This is a genomic window from Thiocapsa bogorovii (assembly GCF_021228795.1).
Classification (GTDB): Bacteria; Pseudomonadota; Gammaproteobacteria; order Chromatiales; family Chromatiaceae; genus Thiocapsa; species Thiocapsa bogorovii.
The window spans coordinates 4,307,826-4,323,625 of record NZ_CP089309.1; the positions used below are offsets into that span (position 1 = coordinate 4,307,826).

14 protein-coding genes are annotated in these 15,800 nt (G+C 65.2%); 11 read left to right on the forward strand and 3 right to left on the reverse strand.

All coding sequences use genetic code 11. From position 1 onward, the window contains the following. The first annotated feature begins 129 nt into the window (after window positions 1–129). From LT988_RS19105 to LT988_RS19155, 11 genes are all read left to right on the forward strand, one after another. Window positions 130–1,773 carry a CTP synthase gene (locus LT988_RS19105; protein WP_232407099.1) on the forward strand — a complete coding sequence of 548 codons (1,644 nt, stop codon included), beginning with the start codon at window positions 130–132 and terminating at the stop codon, window positions 1,771–1,773. Then, on the forward strand, window positions 1,770–2,606 hold the full coding sequence (gene kdsA / locus LT988_RS19110; RefSeq protein ID WP_232407100.1) for a 3-deoxy-8-phosphooctulonate synthase: 837 nt from the start codon (window positions 1,770–1,772) through the stop codon (window positions 2,604–2,606). The genes LT988_RS19105 and kdsA overlap by 4 nt, the downstream gene beginning before the upstream one ends. Before the next feature lie 227 nt (window positions 2,607–2,833). Further along, entirely contained in the window at window positions 2,834–4,111 is a 1,278-nt protein-coding gene (gene eno / locus LT988_RS19115) for a phosphopyruvate hydratase (RefSeq protein ID WP_232407101.1), read from the forward strand. 61 nt (window positions 4,112–4,172) lie between these two features. After that, on the forward strand, window positions 4,173–4,481 hold the full coding sequence (gene ftsB, locus LT988_RS19120; protein ID WP_232410617.1) for a cell division protein FtsB: 309 nt from the start codon (window positions 4,173–4,175) through the stop codon (window positions 4,479–4,481). Further along, complete coding sequence (gene ispD / locus LT988_RS19125) at window positions 4,478–5,188, forward strand: 2-C-methyl-D-erythritol 4-phosphate cytidylyltransferase (RefSeq protein ID WP_232407102.1); 711 nt, start codon at window positions 4,478–4,480, stop codon at window positions 5,186–5,188. Before ftsB ends, ispD begins: the two co-directional genes overlap by 4 nt. Window positions 5,189–5,288: 100 nt before the next feature. Further along, entirely contained in the window at window positions 5,289–5,762 is a 474-nt protein-coding gene (ispF, locus tag LT988_RS19130) for a 2-C-methyl-D-erythritol 2,4-cyclodiphosphate synthase (protein ID WP_232407103.1), read from the forward strand. Between the two features lies 1 nt (window position 5,763). Continuing rightward, window positions 5,764–6,840, forward strand: coding sequence for a tRNA pseudouridine(13) synthase TruD (truD, locus tag LT988_RS19135; protein WP_232407104.1), 1,077 nt, complete (start codon window positions 5,764–5,766; stop codon window positions 6,838–6,840). A gap of 189 nt (window positions 6,841–7,029) precedes the next feature. Then, window positions 7,030–8,295 carry an MgtC/SapB family protein gene (locus LT988_RS19140; RefSeq protein ID WP_232407105.1) on the forward strand — a complete coding sequence of 422 codons (1,266 nt, stop codon included), beginning with the start codon at window positions 7,030–7,032 and terminating at the stop codon, window positions 8,293–8,295. A 261-nt stretch (window positions 8,296–8,556) separates the two neighbouring features. Then, window positions 8,557–10,785, forward strand: coding sequence for a peptidoglycan-binding protein (locus LT988_RS19145; RefSeq protein WP_232407106.1), 2,229 nt, complete (start codon window positions 8,557–8,559; stop codon window positions 10,783–10,785). After that, the gene (locus LT988_RS19150) at window positions 10,775–11,416 is read left to right on the forward strand and encodes a protein disulfide oxidoreductase (protein WP_232407107.1); all 642 of its coding nucleotides are present in this window, start codon (window positions 10,775–10,777) and stop codon (window positions 11,414–11,416) included. The genes LT988_RS19145 and LT988_RS19150 overlap by 11 nt, the downstream gene beginning before the upstream one ends. Before the next feature lie 100 nt (window positions 11,417–11,516). Continuing rightward, a complete protein-coding gene (locus tag LT988_RS19155; protein WP_232407108.1) occupies window positions 11,517–11,876 on the forward strand; it encodes a sulfur globule family protein in 360 nt (119 codons plus the stop codon). A 184-nt stretch (window positions 11,877–12,060) separates the two neighbouring features. Here LT988_RS19155 and LT988_RS19160 read toward each other — a convergent pair whose 3' ends face one another. From LT988_RS19160 to LT988_RS19170, 3 genes are all read right to left on the reverse strand, one after another. Beyond that, entirely contained in the window at window positions 12,061–13,422 is a 1,362-nt protein-coding gene (locus tag LT988_RS19160; RefSeq protein ID WP_232407109.1) for a vWA domain-containing protein, read from the reverse strand. 22 nt (window positions 13,423–13,444) lie between these two features. Continuing rightward, window positions 13,445–14,545, reverse strand: a complete 1,101-nt coding sequence (locus LT988_RS19165) for an AAA family ATPase (RefSeq protein ID WP_232407110.1) — start codon at window positions 14,543–14,545, stop codon at window positions 13,445–13,447. 209 nt (window positions 14,546–14,754) lie between these two features. Then, window positions 14,755–15,771: a hypothetical protein gene (locus tag LT988_RS19170; protein ID WP_232407111.1), complete on the reverse strand. Its 1,017-nt coding sequence runs from the start codon at window positions 15,769–15,771 to the stop codon at window positions 14,755–14,757. Window positions 15,772–15,800 lie beyond the last annotated feature (29 nt).

Genomic DNA, 15,800 nt, shown 5'->3' on the forward strand with positions numbered 1-15,800 from the left:
GTCGTGATGTTCGCGACGCGCACGCTCGCGGCAGCAGCAAGAGCCGGCATTCGCATTGAGCAGTTGCGGGGTTTTTGGTAGCGTGTTGGCGGATCCGGGCCATTGCCCTCGACTGCCTCCACTACCCCCATGACCAAGTTCATCTTCATCACCGGCGGTGTCGTCTCGTCGCTCGGTAAAGGCATCGCGTCGGCGTCTCTCGGGGCGCTCTTGGAGGCTCGCGGCCTGCGGGTGACCATGATCAAGCTCGATCCCTACATCAACGTGGATCCGGGCACCATGAGTCCGTTCCAGCACGGCGAGGTCTATGTGACCGACGACGGCGCCGAGACCGATCTCGATCTGGGCCACTACGAGCGCTTCCTGCGCACCCCGATGGGTCGCAACAACAACTTCACGACCGGCCAGATCTACGAGAGCGTCATCCGCAAGGAGCGGCGCGGCGACTATCTCGGGCGCACCGTCCAGGTCATCCCGCATATCACCGACGAGATCAAGCAGGCGATCCGTCTCGGTGCCGAGGGTGCGGACGTGGCCATGGTCGAGATCGGTGGCACCGTGGGCGACATCGAGTCCTTGCCCTTTCTGGAGGCGATCCGCCAGATGCGTGTGGAGGAGGGGCGTGAGAACGCACTCTTCATGCATCTCACGCTCGTGCCATACATCCGCACCGCCGGCGAAATCAAGACCAAGCCCACGCAGCACTCGGTCAAGGAGTTGCGCTCCATCGGTATCCAGCCGGACATTCTGCTGTGCCGCGCCGAGAAGCACCTTCCGGACGAGGAGCGCCGCAAGATTGCGCTCTTCACCAACGTGACCGAAGACGCGGTCATCTCTGCGGTCGACGCCGACAACATCTATCGTATCCCGCGGCTCCTGCACGACCAGAAGCTCGACGATCTGGTGGTGCGCCAATTCGGGATCGAGGCCCCCGAGGCGGATCTACGTGAATGGGATCGTGTCCTGGAAGGTTTCGATCACCCCGAGCAGGTCGTGCGCGTCGGCATGGTCGGCAAGTACATGCACCTCACCGAGGCCTACAAATCGCTCTCCGAGGCGCTGGCCCATGCCGGTGTGCACACCAGGACCAAGGTCGAGATCGTTTATCTGGATTCGGAGGTCATCGAGCAGGAGGGGACCGAGGGTCTCGACGGGCTCGATGCCATCCTGGTCCCGGGCGGATTCGGCGAGCGCGGCATCGAGGGCAAGATCCAGGCAGCCCGCTACGCGCGCGAGCACCGCATCCCCTATCTCGGGATTTGTCTCGGGATGCAGATTGCCGTCATCGAGTACGCACGCCATGTTGCCGCACTCGAGGGTGCCCACAGCACCGAGTTCGATCGCCAGACCCCGCATCCCGTGATCGCGCTCATCACCGAGTGGCGCGACGAGCGCGGCCGGATCGAGACCCGAGACGAGGGTGTTGATTTGGGCGGATCGATGCGGTTGGGTGGTCAGAATTGCCGTCTGGAGCCCGGTAGTCTTGCACGCAACGTCTACGGCAAGCCGCAGATCCGCGAGCGCCACCGTCATCGCTACGAGTTCAACATCTGCTATCTGAACGTGATGAAGGACGCGGGGATGCGCTTCTCCGGCTGGTCGCTCGATAACCGGCTCGTGGAGATCATCGAGATCCCGGATCACCCCTGGTTCATCGCCTGCCAGTTCCATCCGGAATTCACATCGACCCCGCGCGACGGGCATCCGCTCTTTTGCGGCTTCGTTCGCGCCGCGCTGACGCGGCGTCAACTGGTGCAAGGTGCCCCCGCATGATGCTTTTTCCCGGTTTCGAGGTCGGCCTGGATCGACCGCTCTTCCTGATCGCCGGTCCCTGCGTGATCGAGAGCGCCGGACTGGCCGAGGACACGGCCGGCGCCCTCAAGGAGCTGACCGACGACCTGGGGATCCCTTTCATCTACAAGTCGTCCTTCGACAAGGCCAACCGCTCTTCCTCGGGCAGCTTCCGCGGTCTCGGGCTCGAGCAGGGGCTGGCGATCCTGGAGGGCGTACGCGAGCGCATCCGCGTCCCGATCCTGACCGACGTGCATGAAGACACGCCGCTGGGCGAGGTCGCGGATGTGGTGGATGTCCTTCAGACCCCGGCCTTTCTGTGTCGCCAGACCAATTTCATCCAAGCGGTCGCGAGCCAGGGCAAGCCCGTCAACATCAAGAAGGGTCAGTTCCTGGCCCCTTGGGACATGCGCCACGTGGTCGAGAAGGCGCGCGCGACGGGAAACACGCAGATCATGGTCTGCGAGCGCGGCGTCTCCTTCGGCTACAACAACCTGGTTTCGGACATGCGCGCGCTCTCGGTGATGCGCGAGACGGGCTGCCCGGTCGTCTTCGATGCCACCCATTCGGTGCAACTGCCGGGCGGGCAGGGAGATCGGTCCGGCGGTCAACGCGAGTTCGTCCCGGTCTTGGCGCGTGCCGCTGTAGCCGTCGGCATCGCGGGTCTCTTCATGGAGACCCACCCGAACCCCGATCAGGCGTTGAGCGACGGTCCCAATGCCTGGCCTTTGCACAAGATGCGTGGCCTGCTCGAAACCCTGGTTCAGATCGACCGACTGGTGAAGTCGGCAGGTTTCGCAGAGCAGGCGTCTTGAGGTGGGTGTGAGGCGACATTCGGTCGGGCCGGCGAGCCTGGTGGTTCCCGCCTGACCGTGCGGGTCGTCGGTCGGTATTTCCCTGCCGGCCCCACGTTGAATCGAACAACAAGATCGGACAGACGTCTGCGCTGTACCGATCGTCGCGAGACTCCCCACCGAGGCCCGATAGACTCATGCGATTCTCTTGAAGAATCGCTCCGTTGTTGTTTTTGGAGAGACATGCCATGTCCGATATCGTCGATGTCCGCGCCCGCGAGGTTCTGGACTCCCGCGGAAATCCCACAGTCGAGGCCGATGTCATCACCGCCGACGGTGCGATCGGCCGCTTCATCGTGCCGTCCGGCGCTTCGACCGGTTCGCGCGAGGCCCTCGAGCTGCGCGACGGCGACCGCTCGCGGTTCGGCGGCAAGGGCGTCCTGACGGCTGTCGCCAACATCCAAGGCGAGCTGCGCGACGCGGTCGTCGGCATGGAGGTCGGCGACCAGGAGGCGCTCGATCGCGCCATGATCGCGCTCGACGGGACCGACAACAAGGCGCGTCTCGGCGCCAACGCACTGCTCGGCGTCTCGATCGCCGCCGCGCATGCCGCCGCACAGGAGAAGGCGTTGCCGCTCTTCATGTCGCTCGCGACGGGGCCCTATCGTCTACCCGTGCCCATGATGAACATCATCAACGGCGGGGAGCACGCGGACAACAGCGTGGACTTTCAGGAGTTCATGATCCTGCCGGTGGGCGCACCCAGCATCCGCGAGGCGGTGCGCTACGGTGCCGAGGTCTTTCATGCGCTCAAGTCCGTTCTGCACGGGCGCGGATTGGCCACCGGTGTCGGCGACGAAGGCGGTTTCGCCCCCGATTTGCCCTCGAACGAGGCGGCGATCGAGGCGATCCTGGAGGCGATCCACAAGGCGGGCTTCAAGGCCGGCTCGGACATCTATCTCGGTATGGACGTGGCGGCGTCCGAGTTCTACGCCGACGGCAAGTATCATCTCAAGGGCGAAGGCCGCACGCTCGACTCCGACGGCATGACCGATCTCCTGCTCGAGTGGGTCGAAAAATACCCCATCATCACCATCGAGGACGGCTTGGCCGAGGGCGACTGGGACGGCTGGAAGCGCCAGACCGAGCGTCTCGGAGGCAAGGTCCAGATCGTCGGCGACGACCTCTTCGTCACCAACACCAAGATCCTGCAGGAAGGGATCGACAAGGGCATCGCCAACTCCATCCTCATCAAGGTCAATCAGATCGGCACCCTGACCGAGACCCTGGAGGCGATCGCCATGGCGCATGCGGCCGGCTACACGGCGGTCGTCTCGCACCGCTCGGGCGAGACCGAGGACACCACCATCGCCGATCTGGTCGTCGCGACGGGCACCGGCCAGATCAAGACCGGATCGCTTTCGCGCTCCGACCGGGTCGCCAAGTACAATCAGCTGATGCGGATCGAAGACCAGTTGGGCGACGAGGCCACCTATGCGGGTCGCTCTGCCTTCAAGTGGCTTTGATGTTTGGCAGGCAGGGGCCGGGCGCCTCCTTCCCCTGCTGTCGACACCGAAGATGCCGTCCATGCGCATCCTGATCCTCGTCTTGATCCTCTTGCTGGCTGGCCTGCAGTTTCGGCTGTGGGTCGGCGAGGGGAGCTTGGCCGAGGTGCATGGGCTCAAAAACGAGATCGCGGCTCAAGAAGAGGAGCTGGTGCGCCTGCGTGCACGCAATCAGGAGCTCCAAGCCGAGGTGATGGACCTGCGCGAAGGGGTCGAGGCCTTGGAGGAGCGCGCGCGTCGCGATCTGGGGATGATCAAGCCTGGCGAGATCTTCATCCAGATGATCGAGCGCAAAGCACCGGAGAAGACGCCTCCGGAGGCGAAACGATGAGTCCTTCACGTGCCTTATGGGCGGTGCTTCCCGCCGCAGGGGTGGGACGTCGCATGGGCAGCGCGACGCCGAAGCAGTATCTCGATCTCGCCGGCCGCGCCGTGATCGATCATGCGTTGGATCTCTTCGTGGCCGACGTGCGGATCCGGGGCGTCGTGGTTGCCCTGGATCCGACCGATCGCTACTGGGGGGCAACGGCCTATGCCGAGCATCCCAAGGTGACCCGCGCCAACGGCGGTGCCGAGCGTTGCCATTCGGTCCTGAATGCGCTCGATGCACTGGGTGCACGCGCCCATGCCGAGGATTGGGTATTGGTGCATGATGCCGCGCGCCCCTGTTTGCGCCCGGCCGATCTCGAGCGGCTGATCGAGGCCCTCATCGAGGACGAGGTTGGCGGCCTGCTCGGCATCCCGGTGCGCGATACCATGAAACGGGCCGAGCCGGACGATCGCATCGGCGCGACGGTCGATCGCGCGTCGCTCTGGCACGCCTTTACACCGCAGATGTTTCGTCTCGGCCGGTTGCGTGCCGCATTGACCGATGCGTTGGCCGCCAACCATCTCGTGACCGACGACGCATCCGCCATGGAGCGCATGGGTCACGCCCCGCGCCTGATCGAAGGTCATGCCGACAACATCAAGATCACGCGCGCCGAGGACCTCCCGCTCGCCCGCTTCTACCTGCAACAGCAGGGGCGGCTGGGCTAATCCAAACTCTCAAGAGCCTCCGGCCTCCGGCCTCCGGCCACCAGCGCGCGAGCGCACAGGTGGCCGGAGGCCGGAGGCCGGAGGCTGGAGGCTGTTGAACATGCTCATCGGTCAGGGTTTCGACGCCCATCGTTTCGGCCCCGGACGCCCACTGGTGCTCGGTGGCCTGGAGATCCCGCACGACCAAGGGTTGCTCGCGCACTCCGACGGCGATGTGGCCATCCACGCACTCTGCGACGCCCTGCTCGGTGCAGCCGGGCTCGGCGATATCGGTCGGCATTTTCCCGACACGGACGCCGCCTTCGCCGGGATCGACAGCCGCATCCTGCTGCGGCGCGTGATCGCGAGCCTCGCCGAGCGCGGACTCTCCGTGCACAACGCCGATCTGACCATCATCGCCCAGCGTCCCAAGCTGGCGACCCATATTCCCGAGATGTGTGCCCGTCTCGCCGCCGACATGGGCTGCGACCCCGCGCGTGTGAACGTGAAGGCGACCACGACCGAGCAGATGGGGTTTACGGGCAGGGGCGAGGGCATCGCGGCGAGCGCCGTCGTCCTTTTGGCGGACACCTGAGGTGTCGCTGCCGATCTGGAGTCCGGTCGACGCCCTCCCCGGTGCTTACGGCGCTCCACTGGCTTGCGGGCGACTGCGCGCTCGACCCGAGGACTTCCTGGTCGAGGAGCAGCTCGGGTTCGCCCCGGACGGCGAAGGCGACCATCTCCTCCTGCGGGTGCGCAAGACCGGCGCCAATACCGAGTGGACGGCGCGTCGTTTGGCGCGCATCGCCGGTGTGCCGGTCTCCGCGGTGGGCTATGCGGGCCTGAAGGACCGTCATGCCGTGGCGCTCCAGTGGTTCTCGATCCCGCGTCCGCGCGACGGCACACCCGATTGGTCGATCCTCGCAGAGGAGGGCATCGAGGTCCTGGAATCGCACCCGCATCGACGTAAGCTCAAGCGCGGTGCACTGGCCGGAAACCGTTTCCAAATCCTGGTGCGCGATCTCGACCCCGAGACCATACCCGGGCTCGACGAGCGGCTCGCGGCGATCCGCGTGCGCGGAATCCCGAACTTCTTCGGCGAGCAACGCTTCGGGCATGACCATTCCAACCTGGTACGTGCCCATGCCCTCTTCGCCGGCTCGCCCGGCCGTGTTCCACGCCATCAGTCCGGACTCTGGCTCTCCGCGGCACGCTCGCAGATCTTCAACGAGGTCTTGGCCGAACGTGTGCGTCGTGGCGACTGGGACAGGCCGATCGAAGGGGACTGCCTTCAGCTCGCCGGGTCCAACTCCTATTTCCTTGCCGAGACGATCGACGCCGCGACGATCGCGCGCGGCGAGGCAATGGACGTGCACCCGACGGGTCCGCTTTGGGGCAAGGGGGAGCTGCCCTCGCGCGGATCGGTCCGGCAGCTCGAGGACGCAGTCGGCATACGCTTCCCGACCTGGTGCGAAGGGCTGGCCGCCTTCGGTCTGGCGCAGGAGCGCAGGTCTCTACGTCTGCCGGTGGCTGATCTAGGCGCGCAGCGGGTCGACGGCGGATTACGGCTGACCTTCTCCCTGCCGGCCGGCGCCTATGCGACGACGGTTCTGCGTGAGATCGTCGATGCGAACGAGACCGCGGCGATCCGCGCGACACCCCAAACCCCTTGATCTAAGCTGACAGAGCAGGATCCAAGGGTTCGGTAGCTGCGGGACAACCGCGATCGGAGGGCTTTTATGCGTGGGATCCGGGCGCCTCGGCGCCGATCAGTGCACGATCTCGGGTACGGCTGGGGGTCCTCTCGAGTCCTGGCTTTAATGGCCACCCCCAAGCAACCCTAGCGGAGCCGAGGCGGTCACATGATCCTCGAGGATCACCAGGTCTTCGTCGGGCTGGCTGTCGCTTTGGCCATCGGTCTACTCATCGGCGTAGAGCGCGGTTGGAAGGAACGCGGCGCCGAGGAAGGACGACGCGTCGCGGGTGTTCGCACTTATGCGTTGATCGGGTTTCTCGGCGGGATTTCCGGCCTACTGACCGGACCTTCAGGCGCGTTGACGTTGGGACTGATCTTCGTGGGGCTTGCCGGAGCCCTGTCGGTTGCGCACGTCCTGGCCTACAGGCACGACGAGGATGCCGGTATCACCAGCCTTGTCGCCGGCTTGATGACCTTCTTGCTCGGGGCGCTTGCGGTGATCGGCGAGCTGGCCGCCGCCGCGGCGGCGGCCGTCGTCACGGCCCTGCTGCTGGGGTCCAAGCCGCTGATCCATCGCTGGATCCATGCCATGGAGCAGAAGGATCTCAAGGCCGGTCTTACCCTGCTGCTCATCTCCGTGGTGGCGTTGCCGGTGTTGCCGGATCAGGGGTACGGCCCATGGAATGCCGTCAACCCGCGTGAAATCTGGTGGATGGTGGTTCTGATCGCGAGCATCTCCTTTGTCGGTTATTACGCGATGAGGCTCGTGGGGACGCGGCGCGGGACCCTGTTCACCGGACTCTTCGGTGGTCTTGCGTCTTCGACCGCGTTGACCCTGCATTTCTCGCGCCTGGCACATGCTCGCGAGGAGATGGTCCCCGTGCTGGCCACCGCAATCCTGGTGGCCTGCGCGACCATGTTCCCCCGGATGGTGCTGGTGTCGAGCCTGATCCATCCGCCATTGCTGCCGCACTTGATCTGGCCTGCCGCGGCAATGGCCCTGATCGCCTACGGATTTGCGGCCTTCTACTGGCTGACTCAGCCGCGTGGCGGCGACGACGCGGACGCGCTTCTCGACAACCCCCTGGAGCTGAAATCCGCGGTCGGCTTCGGACTTCTGCTTGGCCTGGTGATGCTCTTGGCGAGGGGCATCGAGAGCTGGATCGGAGCGACCGGTGTCATGATGCTGGCCGCCGCCTCGGGGATCGCGGATGTGGATGCCATTACCCTCACGATTGCCCGTATGAGCCGCGACGAACTCGCCGTCGGCATTGCGGTCTGGAGCATCGTCATTGCTGCGGCCGTCAACAGCCTGGTCAAGGGGGTCATTGCGGCCTCGGTCGGTGGTCGCGCGCTGGGTGTGCGCATCACCTTGCCGCTGCTCGGTGCGGGTCTGGGCGGCCTCGCGGTCGCTTGGTGGACGCTTCTTTGATCGACGTCTCGCCGTTGCTTGTCATGTCGATCAGGTCGATCGGTGCGGTCGGTTAAACCCCGCCCGGTGCGGTCTGCGATGTCTTTGGATGGGATCGGCCCCGGCAGGCTTGACGACCGCTGGAATCTGCGCGGTTTAGCCGATAAATACATAAGTTATCTTAAACCGCGTCCCCGCTGATGGCCGTGGATGCGCCAAACGTCGAGTTCACTCGAAAGCCAGCATCTCCCTCTGGACGCGATTCAAAGGAGGCGATCGGAAATGAGCACGATGAAACAGTCCGGCTGCATCCGCAATCTCGTCGGTGTCGCGGTTTGGGCGCTGACCTCGATGTCGGTAGCCGCCTGGTCGGCGACCGCGGAGTTTGACGAGGAGTCGTCGAGCGCGGCGTCGGTGACCGATGCCGTCTACACGCCGGACGGCAGTGCGCATGAGCGCATGCTTGCGGCCTATCGCACGTGGTCGGAGACCCGATGGCGGGACTACGACCGGGCACAGGATATCTCCCCGCGACAGATGCTCGTTCTGCTCGAGGTTTCCGAGCGCACCGGGGCCAATCTCGGGCAGGCGCTGGCCACCGGAGAGATGGAAAGCGCCTATACCTGGAACGATCACGTTCGGCCCACGATCGCCGAAGGTCGGGTGGGTTCGGCGACCGGCGTCTGGCAGTTCCTCCCTGCAACCTTCCACGGCATCCTCGAAAAGTACGGCGACGAGTTGCTGAGCGCGACCGAGGCGAGAGCGGACCGCGAGTCCATGGACTTGGGAGACGGCCCTTTCTCCGACGCGCAGGTGCGTCGTTTGATCCGAGACGCGATCGAGGGTGTGCGCGATGCCAAGGACGAGGAGCTGCAGCTGCTGCGTCACAACTTCGCGGTGCTTGCCTTCGCCAAGCACTACCTGAGTGTGGATTCGGGGGCGACGACGCCCGAAGAGGATTATCTCTTTCATTTTCTCGGCGCCGGGGTGGGTCGACGGATCCTGGCGCTGGCGCGCGGCGAGGCGCGGGACACCCTCTGCGTGAAGCCCGTCGAAGAGCCGACGTCGCCCCTCGAGGAGACGCCGGGGGGTGGGCCATCAAGCACCGACATCGCAAGCCTGCAGCCGGATGCCGCGTCTGATTCCGCGCCGCCGGCCGCAGCGGATCTGAGCCTCGGCGCGGCCCGCGAGCGCTCCGAGCCGCTCGGTTTGCGGCGGGCGGATCGGCTATCCGCGTCCCGGCAGCCTGCGGATGTGACGATTTACGCGCGCCGGCCCTCCAACGATGTCGCCGTGTCCCGGCCTGCGCTGAGGGCTGCGGCCTATGCGCCCGCACCCTCCGTCGCGTCTGCCTTCGTTGCGCCGCTCCCGGTGTCGTCGCAGTGGGGTTTGCCCGCCGACTCGCCGACGGTCACGGGCAACCTCGGGATGTTCTACCGTGACGGCCGGGAGCAGACGCAACCCTATACCTGGGGCGAGTTCATGGAACATCTGGCCAGGCGCGTGCGGGCCGAGAGCCAACCGTCAATGGTGCGGGCCAAGTACGGTGTCGGGTTCGATTTGGCTGGTGGCGATATGCCGGAGCGGGCCTTCGATCCGACGAAGACGGTCGAGCCGGCGACCTTCAGCCACGGGCCGGACCGGCGCGTGACGGTGCCCATGGCGCTGGTGACGGGGCCGCTCGATCGAGACGAAACCCGTCACTATAAGGCGCTCCTTGCAGCACTGGTGGGCCGAGGTGAGGACACGCCGATGGAGACACTGCCGCCGCGTGCAGTCTCGGCACTGCGTCACCTCGGCTTCTTGCCTGCGAATGTGTCGGGGACCGACACGCGTGATCCCGCGGTGCAGAATGCCCTGCGCGCCTTCAGGGAAGCGGTCGGCAAGGCCGAGCCGGAAGACCCGGAGCATCGCCATCGTCTCATGCCGGCCGAGCGGATCGCGCTCGAGATCTACGATCGTCGCATCGCGCGTTATGCCGCGCTGCAGGCCGGCCAAAAGGCGTCCTTGGCCGAGGCGCCCGATCTGACTCGAATCAAGGGCCTGCCGAGCGGGTTGCAGCGTTTGGCTGCGCCTCACCTGGTTCAGCTGCAAACAGCCTTGGCCGAGCGCGAGCTCCTCAAACAGCCGACCCGGAAATCCGTTTGGCGCGACAAGAAAAAGAAGAAGCGCGTGTCCTACAAGACCATCCCGTTCGCGGGCAAGGTCGACGCGGCAACGCTCGCCGCGCTCGACGCCTTCCAGTGGCGCAACGGTCTGCGCAAGACCGGCGGCGCGTTGGATGCCGCGACCCTCGGTCTGCTTGGGTTGCCGCCGATGGGTGCCGAGATCTTCAGGCCCTTGTCCGGCCCTATGTGCTCGGTTCAGATCTGGGCGGGCAGACCGCCGATCTGCGGGATTCGCCGAGAAACGCAAGACCCGGTTGACGTTGCACGCATCGCCGGGCTCGCGGATCCCGCCCCGGAGTCCTGGTTCGAGGGCATCGTCGTCGGTCTGCCGCATGTCCGGTGAGCAGTCCCCGAGCGTCGCTGCTCGGCGATCCAAGCGTCTGCGCGACTGGGTCATCAACATCGCGCTGATCCTGCTGATCTTCGGCACCGTTCAATGGTGGACGGCGCGCCCCCTGGTCACCGGCGAGGCACCGCCGCTCGCCGGCGTCACCCTGGATGGACAGACGTTCGACCTTGACGCGCTCGCCGGACGGCCGGTGCTGGTGCACTTCTGGGCGAGCTGGTGTCCGGTCTGCGGTCTGATGGACGGCGCCGTTGCCTCGATCGCCGAGGACTATGCAGTGGTGACCGTAGCGATCCAATCCGGCGGTCCGGACGAGCTGCGACGCGACATGGCCGAGTCGGGCCATGCGTTTCCGGTGATCGCCGACCCAGCCGGTTGGATCGCTGATCGATGGGGGGTCGTCGGTGTGCCGGCCACTTTCGTGGTCGATTCCTCCGGCCGGATCCGCGATGCGGTCGTCGGGATCGCGACCCAGCCTGGCCTGCGTTGGCGTCTGTGGCGCGCCGGCACGAGGTCGCCCGATGTTGCCCCGGGGGCCGGCGGCATTCAGGCGGCCGGGATAGGCATTCATCTAGACGTTGCCGGATCTGGTTCATCAACCGCAAAGCGCAGCCCGAGCATAAATTAGAGCTTGCTAATTTAGTAATTTCTAATATACTGCTCGTCAGTGGAGGCCGAGACGGACTCCATGCTTGCTGCCAACAACATAAAACGATTCGGAGAATTGAATGAACAAGCTTGCTACTGCTGCTGCCATCGCCGCCCTCCTCGGTGCTTCCGCTTCCGCGTCCGCATGGTGGGGTCCGGGTGCCGGCGGGTACGGCCCGGGCTACGGCTCCGGTCTCGGCGATACCTTCGGCGACATGTTCGGCGACGGCTACGGCGACTTCAACTTCGGCATGAGCGGCGGCGGTAGTGGTCGTGGCTACGGTCGCGGTCAGGGTCGCGGCTACGGCTACGGCTACAACAACCCCTACTACGGCTATGGCGCGCCTTACTACGGCGGCGGTTACCCCTACGCCTACCCCTATGCCGCGCCGGTCGCCCCGATGGCGCCTGTTGCTCCGGCTCAGCCCCAAGTCAAGTAAGATCCGCTTGAACACCGATGCGCCTCGCGCGCATCGGTACGAAAAAGGCCAGGCGTTAGCCTGGCCTTTTTCGTTTTGTGCCTGAGATCTGCACGGCAAGCCCCGGGGACCGAATGGCGCTCGGGGCGCCGATTGTGTATCGTCTTCTCGTCCGGTCCCCACGGGTCCTCTGACCCGATGCGACTCAGCTCAAGAGCAGCTTGCGGCCGAACGGCTGCTCCGGCGTTGCGTAGGATTCGGGTACGGCCCAAATGACCGGCCAACCGGGGCGGAAACGTGCGGGGCCATCCAGATCGGTCAGAACCACGCCGATATCCGGCCCATGCTTGTCGGCTTCTTCGAGCAGGGGTGTGAAATCGGTCCCGCCGCCGCCGTTGAATTCGATGTCCCGCAGATCCGATCGTCCGGGCTTGAAGTGTGCGACCCGTTGCACCCGACAGTCACCGATCACGAGCACGAGCGATGCCTCCAGACGCCGCGTGATCGCCTCGATTTCGCCGGCGAAGCGTTCCATCAGGTTGTCCTCGACCGAGCCCGAGACATCGACGATCACCACCAATCGCGGTACCGACTTGGACGCGCTGATGCCGGGCTCCCAGGGCAGGCGCCGACCCGACCCCATCCTTCCCTGATTGGCGATGTAGGACCGGGCCGGCCTCGACCAGGAGAGAGCGGGCTGAATCGAGAGACCGCGTGCCAGCTGCGTGCGCAGGATCTGCTCCCAGGGCGTGCGGATCTTCGGAAGATCCGCGATCAGGGCGCGGAGCATGGAGTGCGCACCGTCTCCGGCATGGGCACGCAGGATGCGCTCGCTCCATTCGCGTGCCTGCTCGGCCTCCAGCTCGGGTTGCTTCTGCGCATCGGGTTGGGGGAAGAGATCGGCATGGGTCTCGGCGCCGAGTGACCTGACCCGCGCGGACATCGGGCCGTCCTCGCGGACCTCGGTTCGGGACGACGCGTCGATCTCGTCCCGCGAAGCGCGCCCCTCCATGCCGGGTTGGTTGTCGCCGATCCCGCCGCGGCGACGACTGCGGGTTTTTTGGACCCGACCCGTGTCCGCGGCCCGGCGGTCGTCGATCGCGCGATAGAGGCGCTCGACATCCCATTCGAGCAGGGCCTTGTCGACACCGACATCGATGCCGAGCGTGGCGAGTAGGAGCTTGTCGAGGAACACCGACGAGATCGGCAACTCGAGCCAGCTCAGGTGACTCAAGGCGCTGTTGACGATGGCGTCCGCGCAGATGTTGAACAGCTCAAGATCCACATCGCCCAAGAGATTCTGCAGATCGAGATAGCGTTGCGGATGCCGCAAAGCGATATGCAGAACCTCGTGCGCGACGAAACCGACCTGCAGGGGCCGCGAGAGTTGCTCGAAGGATGCGCCGTAATAGACGGTGTCCCCATCCGTTGCGACCGGACCCGGGTCCATCTCGGGCGGCAGATCCCGGTGCTTGACCCAGAGCGCCAGCCCGCCGGTCGACGGCGCAAATTCCACCATCTGCTGAATCGCTCGCGTCCCGCGGTGGCTGTAAAGATCATTCGTCATGATTCAAAGCGCCACTCTCCACTTATCCCTCGCTCCGCCGTTGCTCCAGGTAATGCCGGTAGCTCGGGCTGTCCAAAACGGTCGCCTCCAACCCGACCTCCAACGCCTTCTGCATCAGAAGCTCCATCGCGAGTGTTTGGGACTCGCGAATCGGCAGCGGGACCTCGCTTCGGATGTCCGGGAACTGTTCAACGATCTCGAGCGCGCGCGCCATGGTGTCGGCGTCGGTGCTGGCGGCAAGCAGACCGTAAATCATGCCGTAGAGTCCGTCGAGCGTCCGGGGCAGCAACGCGGCGGTCTCCGGGCCCGGGCTGCTCGCCAGCAGGCGCACCACGTCGGTACCGGCCTGGATCTCGCGCAGCACCCCGAAAAACTCCGCCGCGTTCGCGGCACCGATCCGCCCTTGAACAAACACCCGTTTGGCGTTCTCGGAGAGGTTGGATTTCAGGACGTTGGAGATGTCTTCCCACCCGCGCGGGCTAGCACCGATCAGATGGTCGTTGGCAAGCTGCGACTGGGTGTCGTCGAGCTTGTCAGGGCGGACCTTGAGATAGGCCATGACCTCGGGTGCGTACTCCATGGCCATCGCATGCGACAGGAAGGCATCGATCACGGTCTGGACGTTGAAATGAAACATGCGATCGGCCAGGGCCGTGCCCATGTCGTGACAGACCGCGCCATGGAAGCTGGCGTTGCCCGCGGCCACCACCTGCCAGCCGTCCGGCAACCGATAGTGACCGACCCGGCGGTCGAGGATCAGTGAATAGGCCGAGATCTGCAGTCGCTGATCGGCGGCCGTGAGCTCGTCGAGAAAGAGGATGCCGTCGGGCTGCTCGGGCGAGGGCAGGAACTCGGGCGGGAACCAGACCGTTTTGGCCAGGGCGTCGTCGGCATAGATGGCGCCCCGAATGTCGACCGGCTCGATCGTCGTCAGGCGCAGATCCACCAAAGGGACCCCGAAGTGGTCGGCGACTTGACGCACGATCGAGGATTTGCCGACCCCACGGGTTCCCCAGAGCATGGATGCGCGCCGGCGCAGGGTCGGATCGGAATACTGCTCGACCAGCGCGGCCTTGGCCGCGGCGATCGAAACGGGTGGGATGTTCATCGGATTGCCGAGCATCTTGACTGCGTTCCTCCGAGGTTAAACCGCGTCCTGGTACGACAAGTACCTCCTGAGGTGGCTCGGCTTTACGTGATCTCAATCGGCGTCACGGTGGACGCGGTTTAAGTTGTTGAAGGAGCCTCGGTTAATTCGATACGACGATGAGGACGTCGGTGTCTTCGACGGTACCCAATCCGATTCCGTCTCGGTTTCGACGCAGGTTTTGTTCATACCTCCTGCGTCGAGGCCTTCGTCGACTCGCCGGGCGGGTCCGGGGGCCCTTCTCGCCAAGAGGGAGTCGTCAAGGGCTTCGGAAAGGGCGGGATTTCGATGCGGGGCATCTCCTTCATCGAGAAGAAGAGCACCATCAGCAGCGGGGGGGAGTGAAAGATCAGCATGCGGATCAGTGATCCCTCGGAGAGCTCCAGGAACTGGATGGCGGGTGCCCCGAAGATCAGGCCCAGTCCGATCAGCAGGGGGAGTGCGCGTCGAAAGGCGACATTCCAACGTGCCGCGACCAGCCGCTCATGGTATCGCGCGGGCGGCTCACCCAGCGTCTCGGCCAGATGTTCGACGGTTCGGGTCAGCTTCACCTCGCCGTCGCGGCTGCGGTCGGGCTCTTTCCCGCGTAATCGCAGCGTACTTTTCCAACACGACTTGACACGATTGAGACGGCGCCAGTCCCATCCGATCACCGCCAGCATGTCTTCGGGCAATACGATCGTATCGCCGTCCTCGGCGTGCAGCTCCAGCTCGGCCGGCATGCCGCGCCCTGTTTGGGCCTTCATCGTCAAGGTCAGGCCGTCGACGTGAGCAGCGCCCCGGGTCAGGAGTAAACGCGTCGCCGCGGCGGCGTCGACGGCTCCTCCCGCGCTGGATTCCAAACGGTAGCTTCGCGCGATCCTGTATCCGCCTTTCTCGCGAAAGTGACGCCGCGGATCAATGGACTCGACACGATCGAGAAGGTCTCCGGGCTCCCGGCCTTCGACCACCAGGTCCGCCTCCAAGCCGTCCGGGTGACGAAGCGTGCGCGTGAGCCGGAACATGTCCGGCTTGGGATTCTCGAGCAGCAGGATCTCGCGCACGCCGCGCAGCTCCGACGCGTCCTCGCCGTGATCGCGCGGTTTGAACAGAAGGCATCGCTCGAGACGGTCGCTCGCGGCGAGGTCGACATGCCGTGCGCGCCGGGTAAAGGGCTCGACCAGGGTGAAGATCTCATGATGCGTCAGAGGGTGCGAGCTCATAGCCAGTCCTCGCCGGAAACGGATTGGGA

Coding starts and splice junctions, on each gene's coding strand:
- LT988_RS19105 (WP_232407099.1), top strand. CDS start 130: ATGACCAAGTTCATCTTCATCACCGGCGGTGTCGTCTCGTCGCTCGGT.
- kdsA (WP_232407100.1), top strand. CDS start 1,770: ATGATGCTTTTTCCCGGTTTCGAGGTCGGCCTGGATCGACCGCTCTTC.
- eno (WP_232407101.1), top strand. CDS start 2,834: ATGTCCGATATCGTCGATGTCCGCGCCCGCGAGGTTCTGGACTCCCGC.
- ftsB (WP_232410617.1), top strand. CDS start 4,173: ATGCGCATCCTGATCCTCGTCTTGATCCTCTTGCTGGCTGGCCTGCAG.
- ispD (WP_232407102.1), top strand. CDS start 4,478: ATGAGTCCTTCACGTGCCTTATGGGCGGTGCTTCCCGCCGCAGGGGTG.
- ispF (WP_232407103.1), top strand. CDS start 5,289: ATGCTCATCGGTCAGGGTTTCGACGCCCATCGTTTCGGCCCCGGACGC.
- LT988_RS19140 (WP_232407105.1), top strand. CDS start 7,030: ATGATCCTCGAGGATCACCAGGTCTTCGTCGGGCTGGCTGTCGCTTTG.
- LT988_RS19145 (WP_232407106.1), top strand. CDS start 8,557: ATGAGCACGATGAAACAGTCCGGCTGCATCCGCAATCTCGTCGGTGTC.
- LT988_RS19150 (WP_232407107.1), top strand. CDS start 10,775: ATGTCCGGTGAGCAGTCCCCGAGCGTCGCTGCTCGGCGATCCAAGCGT.
- LT988_RS19155 (WP_232407108.1), top strand. CDS start 11,517: ATGAACAAGCTTGCTACTGCTGCTGCCATCGCCGCCCTCCTCGGTGCT.
- LT988_RS19160 (WP_232407109.1), bottom strand. CDS start 13,422: ATGACGAATGATCTTTACAGCCACCGCGGGACGCGAGCGATTCAGCAG.
- LT988_RS19165 (WP_232407110.1), bottom strand. CDS start 14,545: ATGCTCGGCAATCCGATGAACATCCCACCCGTTTCGATCGCCGCGGCC.
- LT988_RS19170 (WP_232407111.1), bottom strand. CDS start 15,771: ATGAGCTCGCACCCTCTGACGCATCATGAGATCTTCACCCTGGTCGAG.